Here is an 18,638-nt window from a genome sequence, read left to right on the forward strand (position 1 = left end):
GTCAGCGCCCTGCCGCGGCCTTCGCCAGCAGCACCGCCCGCTCGCGCTCGTTCTGCGTCCGCTCGGCCGCGAGCGAGAACGCTTCGCGGGCCTCCTCCGCGCGACCGAGCCGGGCGAGCAGCTCGCCGCGCACGGACGGCAGCAGGTGGCCGATCGCGAGCGCCTTCTCCCCCTCGAGCGCGTCGACGATCGCGAGCGCCGCCGCCGGCCCCTCCGCCAACGACACCGCGACCGCGCGGTTGAGCGCGACGACCGGTGACGGCGCGAGCCGCTCGAGCGCCTCGTAGGCGGCGACGATCCGCGGCCAGTCGGTCGAGTCGACGTCGGCAGCGGCCGCGTGGCACTCGGCGATCGCCGCCTGCAGGCCGTAGTGCCCGAGGCCCCGACCGAAGCCCTCCGCGCGCCGGAGGGCCGACCGGCCGCGCCGGATCGCGCCGCGATCCCACAGCCCGCGATCCTGGTCTGCGAGGAGCACCGGCTCGCCGCGGGCATCGACTCGCGCCGGGAAGCGCGCGGCGGTGAGCTCGAGCAGCGCGAGCAGCCCGTGCACCTCCGGCTCTTCCGGCTGCAGCGCGACCAGGGTGCGCGCGAGCCGGAGGGCCTCCCGCGCGAGGCCGGGACGCATCCAGTCGTCGCCCGCAGTCGCGGCATGGCCCTCCGTGAAGAGGAGGTAGACCGTCTGCAGCACGGCACCGAGCCGCTCGGCGCGCTCCCCCCGGGTCGGCACCTCGAACGGCACGCCCGCGTCGCCGAGCGCCTGCTTCGCGCGCACGATGCGCTGCTGGATCGTCGCGACCGGCACGAGGAAGGCGCGAGCGATCTCGCTCGTCTCGAGGCCCGCGACGACCCGCAGCGTGAGGGCGACGCGCGCGGCCGGCGTCAGCACCGGGTGGCACGCGGTGAACACGAGCCGGAGCACGTCGTCGTCGATCTCGTCGGGATCCCACGGCACCGCATCCGCCGCCTCGTCCTGCTCGCGCTCGAGGTCGTGCGCGATCGCGACGAGCCGGTCGTCGTAGCGCTCCCGGCGCCGCCAGTGGTCGATCGCCTTGCGCTTCGCCACCGCGGTGAGCCACGCGGCGCCGTTGCGGGGCGCCCCGCGCTCGGGCCACTGCGCGAGGGCGTCGGCGAGCGCCTCCTGCGCGAGGTCCTCCGCGAGCGCGAAGTCGCCCGTGAAGCGCGTGAGCGTCGCGACGATGCGAGCCGACTCGATGCGCCACACGGCCGCGACGGAGCGCCGGGCGGACTCGACCGCCCGGCGCTCGTCGCCGGCGGGGGTGCTCAACCGGCGCTGCCGCCCGGCGTGGTCGCGGCGCGCTTCGCAGCCTGCTCCTCGCGCCAGCCCTCCTCCTTCTGGATCCACTCGTTGTCGGCGGGGAAGTCGTCGGGCCCCTGCACGCGGCGCACCTCGAGCTTGGCGCCCGGTCCGAGCGGGCAGCGCTTCGCCCACTCGGCGGCCTCCTCCTTCGACGACACCTCGAGCATCCAGAAGCCGTTGAAGAGCTCCTTCGTCTCGCCGTAGGGGCCGTCGGTCACGAGCGGCGGGTCGCTGCTGAAGTCGACGACGAACCCCTCGCTCGCGTCGCTCAGGCCCTCGCCGCCGATCATGACGCCGGCCTCCATCATCGCCTCGTTGTACTTCCCCATCCGCTCGATGACCTCTTCGAAGGGGATCTCCTTGTATGCGTCGACCGCTTCGTCGTCCGCGCGCATGATGAGCATGTACTGCATGGTCCACTCCTCGTTCCGGTGGGTCGGTCTCGACCCTCTCACTCAAGACGTCGAACGGGAACGGCCTGGATCGACATCGCCGACGATCTGCTTCGGCGCACCCGGCCACGCCGCTGCCGCGAGGTACCAGCCCGCGCCGATCGCGGACGCCGCGACGATGCCGGTCGGCAGCGTGCCGAGGAACGAGATGACCGCGGCGACGAGCAGCAGCGCGAACGCCGGCAGGATCGTGACGAACGCGACGCGGCGCGGGCGGCCGCGGGCGCGCATCCGCAGCCCGGAGCCGGCGAGCACGCCGGCGACGGCCGTCGCGAGCGCCGGGATCATCGCGCTCTCGATCCACATCGCGAGGCGGCTGTCGTCGATGCCCACGTCGGCCGGCTCGTGCGTCGCCGCGTCGAGCAGCAGCACCGCGCACAGGATGAGCGTGGGCAGCACGGCGATGAGCGCGATCCAGCCGAACCGCTCGGCGCGCAGCCGCACGCGATCCCACGTGGCGCGGACGATGAGGGCGATGCCTCCGAGCGCGAGCGTCGAGAGCACGAGGCTGCTCGCCCCGGCCGCGAGCAGGGCCGCGTTGCCGTCGCACACCCACTCCTCCGCCTCGAACGCGCACGCGTAGCGCAGCCGCGCCTGCAGCCAGCTGGTGGGCGAGAGCCCGACGAGCACGCTCGCCCCGAACCCGATCGCGAGCGTCCAGAGAGCGACGACCCGGGCCGCCACGTCCCGCCCCCTCGGCTCCCCCATGCCGCAATCATCCTCCCCAGCGGGCCCCCGCGCCGAGCAGCACCTGGGCGGCGACCTCCTGCCACCCCGCGAGCGCGGCGCGCGTGGTCTGCGGGGTGCGAGTTATGCCGAAGGCCGGGCGCCCCATCGGGGCGTCCGGCCTTCGGCATTGTCTGAGCTGAGGAGCAGACCACGCGCGCCGCGCGCTCTACCCCCTCACTCCCATTCGATCGTCCCCGGCGGCTTCGACGTCACGTCGAGCACGACCCGGTTGACCTCGGGCACCTCGTTCGTGATGCGGTTCGAGATGCGTGCGAGCACGTCGTACGGCAGTCGCGTCCAGTCGGCGGTCATCGCGTCCTCGGAGGAGACGGGGCGCAGCACGATCGGGTGGCCGTAGGTGCGGCCGTCGCCCTGCACGCCCACCGAGCGCACGTCGGCGAGTAGCACGACGGGGCACTGCCAGATCTCCTGGTCGAGCCCTGCGGCGGTGAGCTCGGCGCGCGCGATCGCATCGGCCTTGCGGAGCGTGTCGAGGCGCTCCTGCGTGACCTCGCCGATGATGCGGATGCCGAGGCCGGGCCCGGGGAAGGGCTGGCGGCCGACGATCGCCTCCGGCAGGCCGAGCTCGCGACCGATCGCCCGCACCTCGTCCTTGAACAGCGCGCGCAGCGGCTCGATGAGCTGGAACTGCAGGTCGTCGGGCAGGCCGCCGACGTTGTGGTGGCTCTTGATGTTGGCGGCGCCCGTGCCGCCGCCCGACTCGACGACGTCGGGGTAGAGCGTGCCCTGCACGAGCCAGCGGATGGGCTCGCCCTCGCTCGCGGCCTCGGCGGCGAGGTCGCGCTCGGCCTGCTCGAAGACGCGGATGAACTCGCGGCCGATGATCTTGCGCTTCTGCTCCGGGTCGGTGACGCCCTTGAGCGCACCGAGGAACCGCTCGCGCGCATCCACCGTCACGAGCCGCACGCCCGTGGAGGCGACGTAGTCCTCCTCGACCTGGCGCCGCTCGTCCTGCCGCAGCAGGCCGTGGTCGACGAAGACGCACACGAGCTGGTCGCCGACCGCCTTGTGCACGAGCGCCGCGGCGACGGCCGAGTCGACGCCGCCCGAGAGCGCGCACAGCACCTTGTCGGAGCCGACCTGCTCGCGGATGCGCGCGACCTGCTCGTCGATGACGTTGCCGGTCTGCCAGTCGCCCGGCAGGCCCGCGATCTCGTGCAGGAACGACGAGAGCACGCGCTGACCGTGCTCCGAGTGCTTGACCTCCGGGTGCCACTGCACGCCGGCCATCTTCCGCTCGCGGTGCTCGAAGGCGGCGACCGGGGTGTCGGCGGTCGACGCGAGGACCGTGAAGCCCTCGGGCGCCTCCGCGACCGAGTCGCCGTGGCTCATCCACACCGTCTGCGCGTCGGGCTGGCCGTGCAGGAGCGTGCCGCCGCCGTCGACGCGCACGCTCGTCGAGCCGTACTCGCGATTGCCGGTCTTCGCGACCTTGCCGCCGAGCTGCGCGGCCATCACCTGGAAGCCGTAGCAGATGCCGAAGGTCGGCACCCCGAGCTCGAGGATCTCCTCGTCGAGGCGCGGGGCGCCCTCCTCGTAGACGCTCGAGGGGCCGCCGGAGAGCACGATGGCGGCGGGGTCCTTCGCGCGCACCTCCTCGGCGCTGATCGTCGAGGGCACGATCTCGCTGTAGACGTCGGCCTCGCGCACGCGGCGCGCGATGAGCTGCGCGTACTGGGCGCCGAAGTCGATCACGAGCACGGGCCGCTGAGCGGTGTCGGACATCAAGCCTCCGGAGTGGTTGCAGGGGCGGGAGCGGCGGCGTCCCTCGCGGCCCGCTCAGCCTCGAGGCGGGTCACGTCGGCGACCGCGACGTCGTGCATGCGGCGCTCGACGAAGAAGGAGAGGAAGGGCACGACGCCGCCGGCGGCCATCGCGAGCAGGCGCTTGAAGGGCCAGCGCAGCAGGCTCCAGAGGCGGAAGCACGCGAGCAGGTAGACGACGTAGATCCAGCCGTGCACGATGAGGATCGCGAGCGAGATGTTGAAGCCGTCGCCGAGCGAGGTGATCTCGCAGCCCATGCCGCCGGGCACGAAGAGCGAGTACCACTGGCAGCCGTCGCCGGGCACGACGCGCTGCAGCGAGAGCAGGCCGCCCGAGCCGCCGGCGAAGACCTCGACGTGGGTGGGCGAGTACTTCAGCACCATCTCGGCGACGAGCAGCAGCAGGAACATGCCCGTCACCCACGACATCGCGCGGTAGAAGCGGATGGCGGAGCGGATCTGCGGCAGCTGTTCGATGGGGCGGGGCACGGCTACCAGCCTATCGGCGGGGCTCGGCGGCTTCGGCGGCCGCAGCCTCTGCATCCTCGATGTCCTCGATCTCGCGCTCGAGCGCATCCTTCACGAGCCGGTACCAGAGGTAGAAGGCGAAGAGCATGAACGCGATCCACTCGATCGCGTAGAAGACGTTGAGCCAGTTGAGCTGCGCGTCGACCTCGGGGCGCACCGAGACGATCGGCTCGGCGCCCTCGACGAGGGCGTCGGATGCGGCTGCCGACGGCTCGTCGAGGATCGCGTACGACGCGTAGACCATGCCGTCGTAGTCGTCCCACTCGTTGACGAGCTCGGCGACGCTCATCGCCTCGCGCGTGCCGCCCTGCACGTCGCCCATCGTGGGCGCCTCCGGCGGCATGAGCCGGCCGACGAGCTCGCCGGTCTCGCCCGCCTCGAGCGAGGCTGCGAGCGCCTCGGCAGCGGCGGGGTCGGACAGCCACGAGAGGGCGACGGCGAGCGACGCGGTGCCGCCGGCCGGCTGCTCGACGAGCACGCGGCCGATGACCCAGCTGCCCTGGTCGCCGTGCTGGTCGCGGCCGACGCGGGTGTCGAAGTCGTCGGTCCAGGTGCCCGAGAAGGCGACCATGCGCCCACCCGCCTCGCTCGTGAGCGTCGAGCCGGGCTCGGCGACCTGCTCGAGCGGCACCGCGGTCTCGGTGTCGCGCTCGTCGGCCTGCCCCTGCTCGACGGCCCGCTCGATCTGCCACTGGCCGAGCAGCGCGAAGACGCCGGCGACGACGATGCACAGCACGAGCACGCCGATCCACCGCGGTCGCTTCGCGACGTCGGAGAAGGTGGGGAGAGGGGTGCTCACGGCGCGCCCAGTCTACCGGCGCGCCTGCGCCCGCTGGCTGAGCCGCCGCTCCCCCCCTCCGGCGGCTACTCGACGACCGGCGGGGCACCCGCCCCGCGACCGGCGGGCGACGCCTCCTGCGGGCGGGTGCCGACGGTGTCGGCGGTCGGGAGCGCGCTGAGCGGCACGATCTCGGGCGCCTCCGTGCGAGCCCGGTCGGCCGACTCGTCGTCGGGCAGCTCCTGGCTCGCGATCTCCGCGGCGACGCGCTTGTTGTAGGTGTTGATCTCCTTCTCGACGCGCGCGTCGTCCCAGCCGAGCGCATCCGCCATGATCCGCGCGGCCACGGGGGCCGCCGCGACGCCGCGGTCCCACGACTCGATCGAGATGCGGGTGCGGCGGGCGAGCACGTCGTCGAGGTGCAGCGCGCCCTCGTGCGTGCACGCGTAGCGCACTTCCGCGCCGATGTAGTCGTCGGCGCCGGGGAGCGGCTCGAGCAGCGACGGGTCCTTGCGGATCATGTCGAGGATCTCGTCGGTCAGCACCCCGTAGCGGTTCAGCAGGTGCTCGACGCGGTGCTTGTGGACGCCGAAGGCGCGCGCGATCTTCGCGCGCTTGTTCCACGCGGCGCGGTAGCCGGTCGCGCCGAGCAGCGGGATCTGGTCGGTGCACGACTCCGGCACCTTGCCGTCCATCGCGCTCACGGCCTCGTCGATCGCGTCCTTCGCCATCACGCGGTAGGTCGTCCACTTGCCGCCCGCGATGAGCACGAGGCCCGGCACGGTGTGCGAGACGTGGTGCTCGCGCGAGATGTTCGCGGTCGAGGTGCCGTCGCCGCCGGCCGCGAGCAGCGGGCGCAGGCCCGCGTAGACGCCCTCGACGTCGGCACGCGTGAGCTTCGTCGCGAGCACCTTGTTGACGTTGTCGAGGATGTAGTCGATGTCGGCCGCGGTCGCCGCCGGGTGCGCCTTGTCGAGGTTCCAGTCGGTGTCGGTCGTGCCGATGATCCAGTGCCGACCCCACGGGATGACGAACAGCACGCTCTTCGCGGTCCGCAGCAGCAGCCCCATCTCGGAGTGGAAGCGGTCGCGCGGCACGACGAGGTGCACGCCCTTCGACGCGCGCACCTTGAACTCGCCGCGCTCGCCGACCATCGCCTGCGTCTCGCCCGTCCACACGCCGGTCGCGTTGACGACCTGCTTCGCGCGGATCTCGAACTGCTCGCCCGTCTCGTAGTCGTGCGCCTGCACGCCGACGACGCGCTCCCCCACCTTGAGGAAGCCCTCGGCGCGCACGCGGCTCGCGACGTGCGCGCCGTAGAAGGATGCGGTGCGCGCGAGCTCGGCGACGTAGCGCGCGTCATCGACCTGGGCGTCGTAGTAGGTGAGCCCGCCGACGAAGGCGTTCGGGTCGAGCGACGGGATCTTCTTGAGCACCTGCTTCTTCGTCAGGTGGCGATGCAGCGGCACGCCCGGCTTCATGAAGCCCGTGTAGCTGAAGACGTCGTAGAGCGCCATGCCTGCGCCGATGTAGGCGCGCTCGATGAGCGGCGTCTCGAGCGGGTAGAGGAACCGCACGGGCTTCGCGAGGTGCGGCGCGATGCGCTGCAGCAGCAGGCCGCGCTCGATGAGCGCCTCGCGCACGAGCCCGAAGTTGAGCTGCTCGAGGTAGCGGATGCCGCCGTGGATGAGCTTCGACGAGCGGCTCGAGGTGCCCGAGGCGAAGTCGCGGGCCTCGATGAGGCCCACACGAAGGCCGCGCGTGACGGCGTCGAGCGCCGCCCCGGTGCCGACGATGCCGCCGCCGATGACGAGCACGTCGACCTCGCGCTCGCGCATCGAGGCGATCGCGGCGGCACGCTCCTCGGGGCCGAGCTTCCTCGACCGACTGACGCTGTTGGTGGTCTCAGACATGGATCCTCCTCGTTCGCGCCGCCCGGAGCGGCGCGCTAGCGCTGCGGGTTGGCCTCCAGCACCACGTCGATCCGCTGGAACTCCTTGAGATCCTTATAGCCGGTGGTCGACATGGCCTTCCTGAGGGCGCCCATGATGTTGGCTGTGCCGTCGGCGACGGGCGACGGCCCGTTGAGCACGACGTCGAGCGGGCCGACGCGGTCGACCTGCACCCGGTTGCCGCGCGGCAGCTTCTGGTTGTGCGCCTCCGGGCCCCAGTGCCAGCCGCGACCCGGCGCATCCGTCGCGCGCGCGAGCGCGGTGCCGAGCATGACGGCGTCGGCGCCGCACGCGAGCGCCTTGACGATCTGCCCCGACGTGCCGAGCGAGCCGTCGGCGATGACGTGCACGTAGCGGCCGCCCGACTCGTCGAGGTAGTCGCGGCGCGCTGCCGCGACGTCGCTCACGGCGGTCGCCATGGGTGCGGCGACGCCGAGCACCTTCTCGCTCGTCGAGGCGGCGCCGCCGCCGAAGCCGACGAGCACGCCCGCGGCACCGGTGCGCATGAGGTGCAGCGCCGCCGTGTACGTGACCACGCCGCCCACCACGACCGGCACGTCGAGCTCGTAGATGAAGCGCTTGAGGTTGAGGGGCGCCCCGGCGTCGGCCGACACGTGCTCGGCCGAGACGGTCGCGCCGCGGATGACCATGAGCTCGACGCCCGCCGCGAGCACCGCCTCGTAGTGCTGCTGCACGGCCTGCGGGCTCAGGCTGCCCGCGACCACGACGCCCGCGTCGCGGATCTGCGCGATGCGGTCGCGGATGAGCTCGGGCTTGATCGGCTCGGCGTAGATCTCGCGCATGCGGCTCGTCGCGAGGTCGGCCGGCAGGCCGGCGATCTCGGCGAGCAGCGGCTCGGGGTCGTCGTAGCGGGTCCAGACGCCCTCGAGGTTGAGCACGCCGAGGCCGCCCGCGCGGCCGAGCGCGATCGCCGTCGCGGGGCTCATGACCGAGTCGGTCGGCGCGCCGAGCACCGGGACCTCGAAGCGGAACGCGTCGATCTGCCATTGGAGCGAGACGAGGTCGCTGTCGCGCGTGCGGCGCGACGGCACGATGCTGATGTCGTCGAAGCCGTAGCCCATGCGGGCGCGCTTGCTGCGGCCGATCTCGATGTCCGTCACGACCCCAGCCTATCCCGGGCTCGTCGAGCGAGGCTCAGCCCCCGAGCGCGCTCTTGATGCGCAGCAGCGCCGCCTCGAGCTCGCGCCGCACGGTCGCCGCGCGCTCCGCCGTCATGCGCTCGCCCCGGTCGGCGCGCACCGCCGCCCGCACCTGCTGGCGGAACTCGCCGAGCGCGAGTTCGACGTCGTGCACCGCGATGCGCGACGCGGCGCGCTCGGCCGGGTGCGACGCATCCACCCGCTCGTCGCGCTCCGGCTGCGGCGCGCTCCACGGGTTCGCCGCGCGCTCCTCGGGCGCGTCGGGCGGCGCGGGCACGTGCGGCGCCTCGGGCGCGGGCGGCGCCTCGGGCACGGGGGCGGATGCGTCGGGCCCGGATGCGTCGCGCCCGGGCGCACTCGGTCGCGATCCGTGCGCGGCGCTCCGCGCGTCGCGCTCGGCCGCCGCGAGGTCGGCGCGGAGGGCCTGCATCGCGCTCCGCACGCCCGCCCGGACGTCGGAGGCCATCCGCCGCACCGAGTCGGTGATCTCGCTCTCGAGGTCGCGCAGCTCGGCCTCGCGCGCGTCGAGCTCGGCGCGGCCCGCGTCGGTGATCGAGTAGGTGGTCTTGCGGCCATCGACCGCCTTCGTCAGCAGCCCCTCTTCCTCGAGCTTCGAGAGCCGCGGGTAGATCGTGCCGGCGGAGGGCGAGTAGGTGCCGCCGAAGCGCTGCTCGAGCGCCTGCATCAGCTCGTAGCCGTGGCGGGGCGCCTCGGCGAGGAGGCTCAGCAGGTAGAGCCGCAGCGCGCCGTGGCCGAAGACGGCGGGGCTCACGCGTCCCTCCGCACGACCGTGACGTCGCCCGAGACGGTGTTCGCCACGAAGGAGAAGAGGTTCGAGCCGTCGATCGTCTCGGTGCCACCGCGGCGCGGGAGCGAGTGGCCGGCGATCGAGCCGGCGCCCGAGACGGTGCGCGTCGTCGCCCGCACGCCCTGGCCCGCGTCGAGGCGCAGCGTCACGTCGGCCGAGACGGTGTTGACCGAGATCGAGCGCGGCGAGCCGTGCACGTCGAGCAGCACGTCGCCGCTCACGGTGTCGACGCCGACCTCGTCGAGCGCGCCGCTCGCGGTGACGTCGGCCGAGACGCCGTTGACCGAGAGCCGGCCGCTGCCGCCCGACACCTCGACGTCGCCCGAGACGGTGTTGAGCTCGAGCTCGCCCTCGTGCGACTCGACCTGCAGCTGCCCCGAGACGGTGCTGAGCGTCGCGCTCGAGCGGAGGCCCGAGACGAGGGCGGATGCGCTCACCTGGCCGAGCGAGAGCGTCGCGTCGCGCGGCACGAGGATCGAGAGCTCGACCTTGGCGCGCACGCCCACGAGCGCCTTGACCGACTGCCACACGTCGTCCCAGCTCACGCGCGGGTGCGCGATCGACAGCCGGCCGTGCTCGAGCTTGACCGTGAGGTCGCGCCCCTCGACGCGGTGCACCTCGACGCGGGCGGTCGGCTCGTCGTGCGCGACGATGTCGACGCTGCCGCCGACGATGCCGACGCGCAGCGCCCGCACCTCGTCGAGGTCGATGACGCGGCTCTCGCCCTCGCGCACGACCCACTGCTCGATGATCCGGTCGGCGCCCGACGCCGACGCGCCGGATGCGCTGCGCGGCCTGGTGTCGCCGCTCTCGAACTGCTCGTCCATCTCTGGCTCCTTCGCCTGATCGAAAACGCGATATAGCGCGTCTTACGAGACACGATATATCGCGTCGCCGAGCAGGACAACCCCTCGCGATCGCCTCCGCTCCATCGGGGCCGCTGCGCCCGAGCGGGGCAGGCGCACCGGCCCCGGTCAGGCGCAGGCGCCCCGGTCGCCGAGCATCACCGGCTCGCGCGCGGGCTCGCGTACGATGCGCGAGCGTCGCTCTCCACAGCGCGCTCGCCGAGCCACGCGGTCACTTGCCCCATGCGCCAGGGTGCGGCCGTGACCGTCGACCTCCTCAGACCGGACCCAGGCGAGCCGCAGCGGCTCCGACGAGCACCCGAGCTCCAGCGAATCCGCCGCGGTGCCTACGTCGACGCCGCCGCGTTCACGGCGCTCCCGCAGCACCAGCGCCACGTCGTCCACGTGCGCGCGGTCGCGCTCTCGCGCCCCGGCGCGGTCTTCGCCCGCGAGTCCGCGCTCGCCCTCGCCGACCTCCCGCACGGCCGGCCGGACGCGGTGCACACGATCGGCGACCTCGGCGCGACGGGCCGCCGCAGCGGCGTCGCGAGCACGCGGGTCGCGATCGACGACGACGACGTGCTCGTCGAGGACGACATCGCCCGCTGCACCCCCGCCTACGCGCTCGCGCACCTCGCCCGGGTCGGTCGGCAGGGCGATGCCGTGAGCGCGCTCGACGAGGCGCTCCGGCGCGAGATCGTCACGAAGGAAGCGGTGACGGACGCCCTAGGTCGCCAAGGGCCGCGCGGCCGACGCCGCGCCGAGTGGGTGATCCGCTTCGCCGACCCGCTGTGCCAGTCGGTGGGCGAGTCGTGGAGCCGGGTCGCCATCCACCGACTCGGAGCGCCCCCGCCGCAGCTGCAGGTGCGCATCATGACGAGGCTCGGCCCGCGCTTTCCCGACTTCCTCTGGGAGCGGCCCGGGATGCGGCTGCTCGGCGGCGAGTTCGACGGCGCGTGGAAGTACGGCGTGATCGCTGAGGCGAACGGGATGCAGCCGGTCGATGCCGTGATCGCCGAGAAGCAGCGCGAGGACGCGTTGCGGGAGCACATCGACACGCTGCACTGGATGTGGGAGCAGGCGTTCCGTCCGGCGCTCCTGCGGCCGATGCTCGAGCGCGCGCACATCCCGGTGCGCTCCGCGCTGCCGGGCTGGTGAGGCGCACTCCACGCCGAGCGGTGCGGTTGCGCCTGACCGGGCCGGGCGCGCCGGCCCCGGTCGGGCGCAGCGGCCCCGGTCGAGCGCGAGCGGTCAGCGGCGGTAGTTCGGCGCCTCGACCACCATCTGGATGTCGTGCGGGTGCGACTCCTTGAGGCCCGCCGCGGTGATCTGCACGAAGCGGCCCTTCTCCTTGAGCTCGTCGATCGTGCGCGCTCCGGTGTAGAACATCGACTGCCGCAGCCCGCCGACGAGCTGGTAGGCGACCGAGCCGAGCGGGCCGCGGTAGGGCACCTGCCCCTCGATGCCCTCGGCGATGAGCTGCTCGTCGCTCGGCACGTCGGCCTGGAAGTAGCGGTCGCGCGAGTAGGAGGTCTTCTTGCCGCGCGTCTGCATCGCGCCGAGCGAGCCCATCCCGCGGTAGGTCTTGTACTGCTTGCCGTTGACGAGCACGAGGTCGCCGGGGCTCTCGTTCGTGCCGGCGAGCAGCGAGCCGAGCATGACCGACGAGCCGCCCGCGACGAGCGCCTTCGCGATGTCGCCCGAGTACTGCAGGCCGCCGTCGGCGATGATCGGGATGTCGGTGCCCGCGTCGTGCGCGGCGCGCGCGGCGTCGTAGATGGCCGAGACCTGCGGCACGCCGACGCCGGAGACGACGCGCGTCGTGCAGATCGAGCCGGGCCCGACGCCGACCTTGACCGCGTCGACGCCCGCCGCGATGAGCGCCGCCGCGCCCTCGTAGGTCGCGACGTTGCCGCCGATGATGTCGATGTCGTCGAAGCGGCGGTCGCCCTTGAGCTTCGCGACCATGTCGAGCACGCCCTGGCTCTCGCCGTTCGCGGTGTCGACGACGATGACGTCGACGCCCGCCTCCGCGAGCGCCTCGGCGCGCTCGAACGCGTCGCCGAAGAAGCCGATCGCGGCGCCGACGCGAAGGCGGCCCTGCGGATCCTTCGTCGCGTTCGGGTACTGCTCCACCTTGTCGAAGTCCTTGACGGTGATGAGCCCGCCGAGGCGGCCGTCCTCGTCGACGAGCGGCAGCTTCTCGAGCTTCGTCTGCTGGAAGATCTGGAACGCGTCCTCGCGCGAGATGCCGATCGGCGCGGTCTTGAGCGGCGATGGCGTCATGATGTCGCGCACGAGCGTCGTCGCGAACTCGTCGCGCGGCACGAAGCGCATGTCGCGGTTCGTCACGATGCCGACGAGCACGCCCGCTTCGTCGACCACCGGGAGCCCCGAGACCTTGAACTCGCCGCAGACGCGATCGACCTCCTCGATCGTGGCGTCGGGATGCGTCGTCACGGGATCGGTGATCATGCCCGACTCCGAGCGCTTCACCCGATCGACCATCGCCGCCTGGTCGGCGATCGAGAGGTTGCGGTGTATGATGCCGAGCCCGCCCTGGCGCGCCATCGCGATCGCCATGCGGTCCTCGGTCACGGTGTCCATCGCGCTCGACACGAGCGGGATGCCGAGGCGGATGCGGCGCGAGAGCCGCGTGCCGGTGTCGGCCTCGCTCGGGATCACATCCGTCCGGCCGGGCAGCAGCATGACGTCGTCGTAGGTGAGGCCGATCGGCCCGAACGGGTTGCGCATCTCCATCGCTCTCATCGTATCGATTCGGTTACGGTCCAGCGGCATCTCGGCGAAGTTGCCCCGAGGAGCGCCTCAATTGGACGAGGAGCGGCGCGGCCGCCGCTACTGTGACACCACCGATGTAACGGGCATCCCGCGATCCGCATTCCTGCTGGACTCGTCGCCCCACAGCATGGAGGACATGTGAAGACGTCCAGCAGACCGCAACGGCGCGGGCTGCGGCGAGTGATCGCCGTGGCCTTGGCCGTCATGGGCATGGTGGCTGGTGGTGCGACCGCGGTCGCCGCCGCGCCGCTCCCCGAGACCGAGCAGGCATCCCCCTACAACTTCAACGGCATCATCCGTGACGGGCAGACGCCCGTCGAGGGCGTCGAGATCACCGTCACCGGCAACGGCGTCGATGAGACCGTCGCCACGGGCGCCGACGGACGCTGGCTCATCGGCGTCCCGTCGACCGGCACCTACACGGTGTCGATCGACACGTCGACGCTGCCGGAGGGGCTGACCCTGCGGGACCCCAGCTTCGAGAGCCGGGAGTTCGAGGTCGGCGGCTCGACCGCGGTCGGCGTGCTGTTCCCCTTCGGCCCCGCGACGGGCGGTGGCGGCTCCGGCAGCGACCCCGGCACGGGCAGCAGCGGCGCCCCGAGCGGCAGCGAGGCACCCGCCCCCGGTGGCGAGGGCACGCCCGGTGGCTCCTCCGACACGGGTGCGAGCTCGAACGACTTCGGCTCGCAGCTGCTCGCGCGCGTCATCTCGGGCCTGAGCTTCGGCCTCCTGCTCGCGCTCGCGGCGATCGGCATCACGCTCATCTTCGGCACCACGGGCGTCAACAACTTCGCCCACGGCGAGCTGCTCACCTTCGGCGGCATCGTCTTCTACGCCACCACGACGCTCGTCAACTGGCCCGCGTGGATCGCGGTGATCGTCACGCTCGTCGCATCGGCGGCATTCGGCTGGGCGCACGACTGGGGCATCTTCAAGCCGCTGCGCCGCCGGCGCGTGGGCCTCGTGCAGGTGCTCATCGTGACGATCGGCCTCTCGATCGCGCTGCGCTACTTCTACCAGTTCCTCATCGGCGGCGGCACCGAGGGCCTCTCGGTCGACCGCGGTGCGGTGCTGCAGATCGGCCCGGTGCTCATGCGCACGTCGGGCGTCGTGAGCGCGCTCATCGCGATCGTCGTGCTCGTCGCCGTCGGCCTGTTCCTCACCCGCACGCGCATCGGCAAGGCGACGCGAGCCGTGAGCGACAACGCGGGCCTCGCGGCTGCGTCGGGCATCGACGTCGACCGGGTCATCCGCATCGTCTGGGTGCTCGCCGGCCTCCTCACCGGTGGCGCGGGCATCCTCTACACCTACTTCATCGGCGCCAACATCAAGTGGGACGTCGGCTTCACGATCCTGCTGCTGCTCTTCGCCGCCGTCACCCTCGGCGGGCTCGGCAGCGCGTTCGGCGCGCTCGTGGGCGCCATCATCATCGGCCTCGTGACCGAGATCTCGACGCTCTTCATCGCACCCGACCTGCGCTACGCGATCGCGCTGCTCGTGCTCATCCTGGTGCTGCTGTTCCGACCGCAGGGCATCCTCGGTCGACGGGAAAGGATCGGCTGACATGGACTTCCTCTCCATCATCAACTCCGCCGCCAGCGAGATCCTCTCGCCCACCACCGCCGCCTTCGCGCTCGCGACGATCGGCCTCAACATCCACTTCGGCTACTCCGGCCTGCTGAACTTCGGCCAGGCGGGCTTCATGGCGATCGGCGCCTACGCGTTCGCGATCTTCACGATGATGGTCGACCCGACCGCGACGCTCGGCTGGCCGGTGTGGCTCTCGTTCATCGCGGCGGTGCTCGTCGCGATCGTCGCCGCCGTGGTCTTCGCGCTCATCCTCGGCATCCCGACGCTGCGCCTGCGCGGCGACTACCTCGCGATCGTGACGATCGCGGCGGCCGAGATCATCCGCTTCTCCGTCCGCACGCAGGACCTCACTGCCATCACCGGCGGCTCGCAGGGCCTGCGCGGCGCGGACTACAAGGGCGACTTCGACGCGATGAACCCGCTCACCGGCACGACCTACGGGTTCGGCCCGTGGACGGCGACCGCCTACGACACGTGGGTGCGCATCGTCGCGTGGTCGCTCGTGATCGTCGCGCTCGTGCTCGTGTGGCTCCTCATGCGCAGCCCGTGGGGACGCGTCATCAAGGGCATCCGCGAGGACGAGGATGCGGTGCGCTCGCTCGGCAAGAACGTCTACGGCTACAAGATGCAGGCGCTCGTGCTCGGCGGCGTGCTCGGCGCGGTCGCCGGCGTGATGTTCGTGCTGCCGCGCGCCGTGCAGCCCGACAACTTCGCCACCACGATGACGTTCTACATCTGGACCGCGCTGCTGCTCGGCGGCGCCGCGACGGTCTTCGGGCCGCTGCTCGGCTCGGTGCTGTTCTGGGTGCTGCTCTCGTTCACGGGCGGCGTCATCAACCTGCTCCACGGCATGGGGGTCTTCGGCGACATGTCGGGCTCGCAGGCTGGGCAGATCCGGTTCGTGCTCATCGGCATCGCACTGATGGTCCTGGTGATCTTCAGACCACAGGGCATCCTCGGCAACAAGAAGGAGCTGTCGTTCAATGTCTGACACGACCACGCCTCCCACCACGCACCCGCTCGTCGACGGAGAGGTCGGCCCGGGCTGCAAGAAGGTCGACCCGATCGTCGTCGCCGACGGCGTCGTGCGCCAGTTCGGCGGCCTCACCGCCGTCGACGTCGCGCACGTCGAGATCCCCCGCGGCATGATCACGGCGCTCATCGGTCCGAACGGTGCGGGGAAGACGACGTTCTTCAACCTGCTCACGGGCTTCGACCGGCCCAACAAGGGCTCGTGGTCGTTCGAGGGCCAGTCGCTCGCGCACGTGCCGAGCCACAAGGTCGCCCGGCGCGGCATGGTGCGCACGTTCCAGCTCACGAAGTCGCTCGGCCGCCTGACGGTGCTCCAGAACATGCTGCTCGGCGCGCGCGACCAGCGCGGCGAGGGCATCTTCGCGGCGCTGCTCAAGCCGCTGTGGGCCAAGCAGGAGCAGGCGAACACCGAGCGCGCCGACGCGCTTCTCGCCCGCTTCAAGCTCGACGCGAAGCGCGAGGACTACGCCGCGTCGCTCTCGGGCGGGCAGCGCAAGCTGCTCGAGATGGCGCGCGCGCTCATGAGCGAGCCGAGCCTCGTCATGCTCGACGAGCCGATGGCCGGCGTCAACCCGGCGCTGACGCAGTCGCTGCTCGACCACGTCAAGGGGCTCAAGGCCGAGGGCATGACCGTGCTCTTCGTCGAGCACGACATGCACATGGTGCGCCACATCTCCGACTGGGTGATCGTGATGGCCGAGGGCAAGGTCGTCGCCGAGGGCCCGCCCGAGACGATCATGCAGAACCAGGCCGTCGTCGACGCCTACCTCGGCGCGCACCACGACACCGACCTCGGCACCCTGACGAACCAGCAGGTCGCCCAGATCAACGAAGCGGCCGAGGAGGAGGTGCCGGTCGACCCGGAGGCATCCGCGACCGACTCCGAGACCCGCACGGGCGGCGCGACGCGGATCACGGCCGCCGACGACGAGGAGGGCCAGCGATGACCGCGACCGGTGCCACGACCACCCCGGTGCTCGAGACGAAGGAGCTCGTCGCCGGCTACCTGCCGGGGGTCAACATCCTCAACGGCTGCTCGATCGTCGCCAACCAGGGCGACCTCATCGGCATCATCGGACCGAACGGCGCCGGCAAGTCGACGCTGCTCAAGGCCGTCTTCGGCCAGGTGAGCATCCGCGAGGGGTCGGTGCTCCTCAACGGCGACGACATCACGGGGCTCAAGGCCGACAGGCTCGTGAGCAAGGGCGTCGGCATGGTGCCGCAGAACAACAACGTGTTCCCCTCGCTCACGATCGAGGAGAACCTCGAGATGGGGCTCTTCCAGGAGCCGAAGATGTTCAAGGAGCGCTTCGAGTTCGTCGGCGCACTCTTCCCGGAGCTCGTGAAGCGGCGCAAGCAGCGCGCGGGCAGCCTCTCGGGCGGTGAGCGCCAGATGGTCGCGATGGGCCGCGCGCTCATGATGGACCCCGCGGTGCTGCTGCTCGACGAGCCGAGCGCCGGCCTGAGCCCCGTGCGCCAGGACGAGACGTTCCTGCGGGTCGCCGAGATCAACAGCCACGGGGTCACGATCGTGATGGTGGAGCAGAACGCGCGGCGCTGCCTGCAGATCGCGCACCGCGCCTACGTGCTCGACCAGGGCAAGGACGCCTACACGGGCACCGGCCGCGAGATGCTGAACGACCCCAAGGTCATCCAGCTCTACCTCGGCACGCTCGCGACGGATGTCGAGGAGAAGGCGCGCACGTCGGCGACCGAGACTGTCGGGCCGACGCCCGAGGTGGCGACGACGACCGCTCCCCCGCTCGCGGCGGAGGAGCCGAAGGCGCCGTAGGTCGATCGGCGACGAGGAGCCCGCTGCGCGCAGCGGGCTCCTCTCTCGTGGCGGCATGGTGCGCGCTGGCTTTTCGCCGGAGACCGCGCGGTGCTGGGCAGTGCCCGCCGTCAGCTTCGTCGTCCTCACTCCGCGCAGCTCGGACGAGCGCAAACAACCACAAGGCCAGCGGCCCAGTGGTTGTCTGCGCCGTACATCGGCAGCCGTTCCCGTCGAACTCGATCGGGCCGGAGAGAGCGTGGTGGTTCAACTCCCGCCGACGGCGATCGGCTGCGAGCACTCGGCGGCGCTTGCGTCGGTGCACTTCTCGCCGCTCCTCAAGACCGACCGCGCGCGGTCGCGCATGGTGACGGGGTCGGTGCTGCCGACCCGCGCCGTGCTCACGCGAAGAAATACGTCGTTACTGGAACAAAATGCTCGAGCGCACCCTCGGTTACCTGCTAAGAACGCTTTCAAGCCGCAATGTCGCGGCCCGAAACCACGGAGGTATCAATCATGAGAGTCAAGCGCCAGCGGGCACTAATGATGGGCCCCATCTTGGCCGGAGCATTCATCGGTGCACTAGCCTTCGTTGGCGCAACCCCTGCAATGGCGGGCGGGGAAGGCTGCTGGACTGCAACCAACGGGACGCGGTCGAAGGCACCTGCCGGTACTTGACCGGAGGCGACACTCAGTTCCGAATCGCAGTGGGATGCGAACGGCCAACTGGCCACTTCGTCATCAACTATTCACCTTGGCGGGTGTCGGGGGCAGCCGTCGTCTACTGCCAGGCCGGCTACACCGTGGTGTCCAGGACCTTCCACTTCCGCTGAGAAGTCCGAACGAGAGGCGGGCGCTACATGGGACGACGCCGCGCGTCCCCCTCTCGTACGTCTGGAGCGCCAATCGTTCCGCACGGTGCCGTGACTCTTGGCGGCAGCAGTCGTCGAAGCGCCCAGCTACCTCTTCCTGCGCCGAGCGGGCGCGTTCTTCGCCCCGCACGGCATCGCCTCAATCGAGCGCGTCATGACCGACAACGCCTGGGCTTACCGCCACTCGCTAGGTGAGATCTGTGAGCAGGTCGAGGGCCCG

The 18,638-nt window shown here is 71.7% G+C and carries 16 protein-coding genes and 1 pseudogene; 6 read left to right on the forward strand and 11 right to left on the reverse strand.

The features are described 5' to 3' along the window. Position 1 precedes the first annotated feature (1 nt). The 10 genes from L332_RS23835 to L332_RS23880 all read right to left on the reverse strand — a co-directional run bounded on the left by L332_RS23835 (position 2) and on the right by L332_RS23880 (position 10,336). On the reverse strand, positions 2-1,285 hold the full coding sequence (locus L332_RS23835) for an RNA polymerase sigma factor (protein ID WP_021010816.1): 1,284 nt from the start codon (positions 1,283-1,285) through the stop codon (positions 2-4). Then, complete coding sequence (locus L332_RS23840; RefSeq protein WP_021010817.1) at positions 1,282-1,731, reverse strand: YciI family protein; 450 nt, start codon at positions 1,729-1,731, stop codon at positions 1,282-1,284. Before L332_RS23840 ends, L332_RS23835 begins: the two co-directional genes overlap by 4 nt. Before the next feature lie 42 nt (positions 1,732-1,773). Beyond that, positions 1,774-2,478: a hypothetical protein gene (locus L332_RS23845; protein WP_144061063.1), complete on the reverse strand. Its 705-nt coding sequence runs from the start codon at positions 2,476-2,478 to the stop codon at positions 1,774-1,776. Positions 2,479-2,673: 195 nt separating this feature from the next. Beyond that, on the reverse strand, positions 2,674-4,245 hold the full coding sequence (gene guaA / locus L332_RS23850) for a glutamine-hydrolyzing GMP synthase (protein WP_021010819.1): 1,572 nt from the start codon (positions 4,243-4,245) through the stop codon (positions 2,674-2,676). Beyond that, positions 4,245-4,772 carry a DUF3817 domain-containing protein gene (locus L332_RS23855; protein ID WP_021010820.1) on the reverse strand — a complete coding sequence of 176 codons (528 nt, stop codon included), beginning with the start codon at positions 4,770-4,772 and terminating at the stop codon, positions 4,245-4,247. The genes guaA and L332_RS23855 overlap by 1 nt, the downstream gene beginning before the upstream one ends. Before the next feature lie 10 nt (positions 4,773-4,782). Beyond that, on the reverse strand, positions 4,783-5,610 hold the full coding sequence (locus L332_RS23860) for an SURF1 family cytochrome oxidase biogenesis protein (protein WP_021010821.1): 828 nt from the start codon (positions 5,608-5,610) through the stop codon (positions 4,783-4,785). Between the two features lie 65 nt (positions 5,611-5,675). Then, positions 5,676-7,502 carry a glycerol-3-phosphate dehydrogenase/oxidase gene (locus L332_RS23865; RefSeq protein ID WP_021010822.1) on the reverse strand — a complete coding sequence of 609 codons (1,827 nt, stop codon included), beginning with the start codon at positions 7,500-7,502 and terminating at the stop codon, positions 5,676-5,678. Between the two features lie 35 nt (positions 7,503-7,537). After that, on the reverse strand, positions 7,538-8,662 hold the full coding sequence (locus tag L332_RS23870; RefSeq protein ID WP_021010823.1) for a GuaB3 family IMP dehydrogenase-related protein: 1,125 nt from the start codon (positions 8,660-8,662) through the stop codon (positions 7,538-7,540). 34 nt (positions 8,663-8,696) lie between these two features. Next, a complete protein-coding gene (locus tag L332_RS30985) occupies positions 8,697-9,473 on the reverse strand; it encodes a PadR family transcriptional regulator (protein WP_021010824.1) in 777 nt (258 codons plus the stop codon). Continuing rightward, complete coding sequence (locus L332_RS23880) at positions 9,470-10,336, reverse strand: DUF4097 family beta strand repeat-containing protein (RefSeq protein WP_021010825.1); 867 nt, start codon at positions 10,334-10,336, stop codon at positions 9,470-9,472. The genes L332_RS30985 and L332_RS23880 overlap by 4 nt, the downstream gene beginning before the upstream one ends. Positions 10,337-10,615: 279 nt before the next feature. On the opposite strand from L332_RS23880, the gene L332_RS23885 reads away from it, so the two are divergent. Beyond that, positions 10,616-11,512, forward strand: a complete 897-nt coding sequence (locus tag L332_RS23885) for a hypothetical protein (protein WP_021065030.1) — start codon at positions 10,616-10,618, stop codon at positions 11,510-11,512. A 93-nt stretch (positions 11,513-11,605) separates the two neighbouring features. Here the strand turns inward: L332_RS23885 and guaB are convergent, their stop codons facing one another. Further along, positions 11,606-13,114, reverse strand: coding sequence for an IMP dehydrogenase (gene guaB / locus L332_RS23890; RefSeq protein WP_021010827.1), 1,509 nt, complete (start codon positions 13,112-13,114; stop codon positions 11,606-11,608). Positions 13,115-13,342: 228 nt separating this feature from the next. Between guaB and L332_RS23895 the strand changes: the two genes are divergently transcribed. From L332_RS23895 to L332_RS30135, 5 genes and pseudogenes are all read left to right on the forward strand, one after another. Next, positions 13,343-14,716, forward strand: a complete 1,374-nt coding sequence (locus L332_RS23895) for a branched-chain amino acid ABC transporter permease (protein ID WP_144061064.1) — start codon at positions 13,343-13,345, stop codon at positions 14,714-14,716. Position 14,717: 1 nt separating this feature from the next. Continuing rightward, complete coding sequence (locus L332_RS23900) at positions 14,718-15,734, forward strand: branched-chain amino acid ABC transporter permease (protein WP_021010830.1); 1,017 nt, start codon at positions 14,718-14,720, stop codon at positions 15,732-15,734. After that, complete coding sequence (locus L332_RS23905) at positions 15,727-16,722, forward strand: ABC transporter ATP-binding protein (protein WP_021010831.1); 996 nt, start codon at positions 15,727-15,729, stop codon at positions 16,720-16,722. Before L332_RS23900 ends, L332_RS23905 begins: the two co-directional genes overlap by 8 nt. After that, complete coding sequence (locus tag L332_RS23910) at positions 16,719-17,567, forward strand: ABC transporter ATP-binding protein (protein ID WP_021010832.1); 849 nt, start codon at positions 16,719-16,721, stop codon at positions 17,565-17,567. The genes L332_RS23905 and L332_RS23910 overlap by 4 nt, the downstream gene beginning before the upstream one ends. A 945-nt stretch (positions 17,568-18,512) precedes the next feature. Beyond that, positions 18,513-18,629, forward strand: a pseudogene (locus L332_RS30135) (IS481 family transposase); the annotation flags it as partial. Between the last annotated feature and the right edge of the window lie 9 nt (positions 18,630-18,638).

It is taken from the genome of Agrococcus pavilionensis RW1 (genome assembly GCF_000400485.1).
Lineage (GTDB): Bacteria > Actinomycetota > Actinomycetes > Actinomycetales > Microbacteriaceae > Agrococcus > Agrococcus pavilionensis.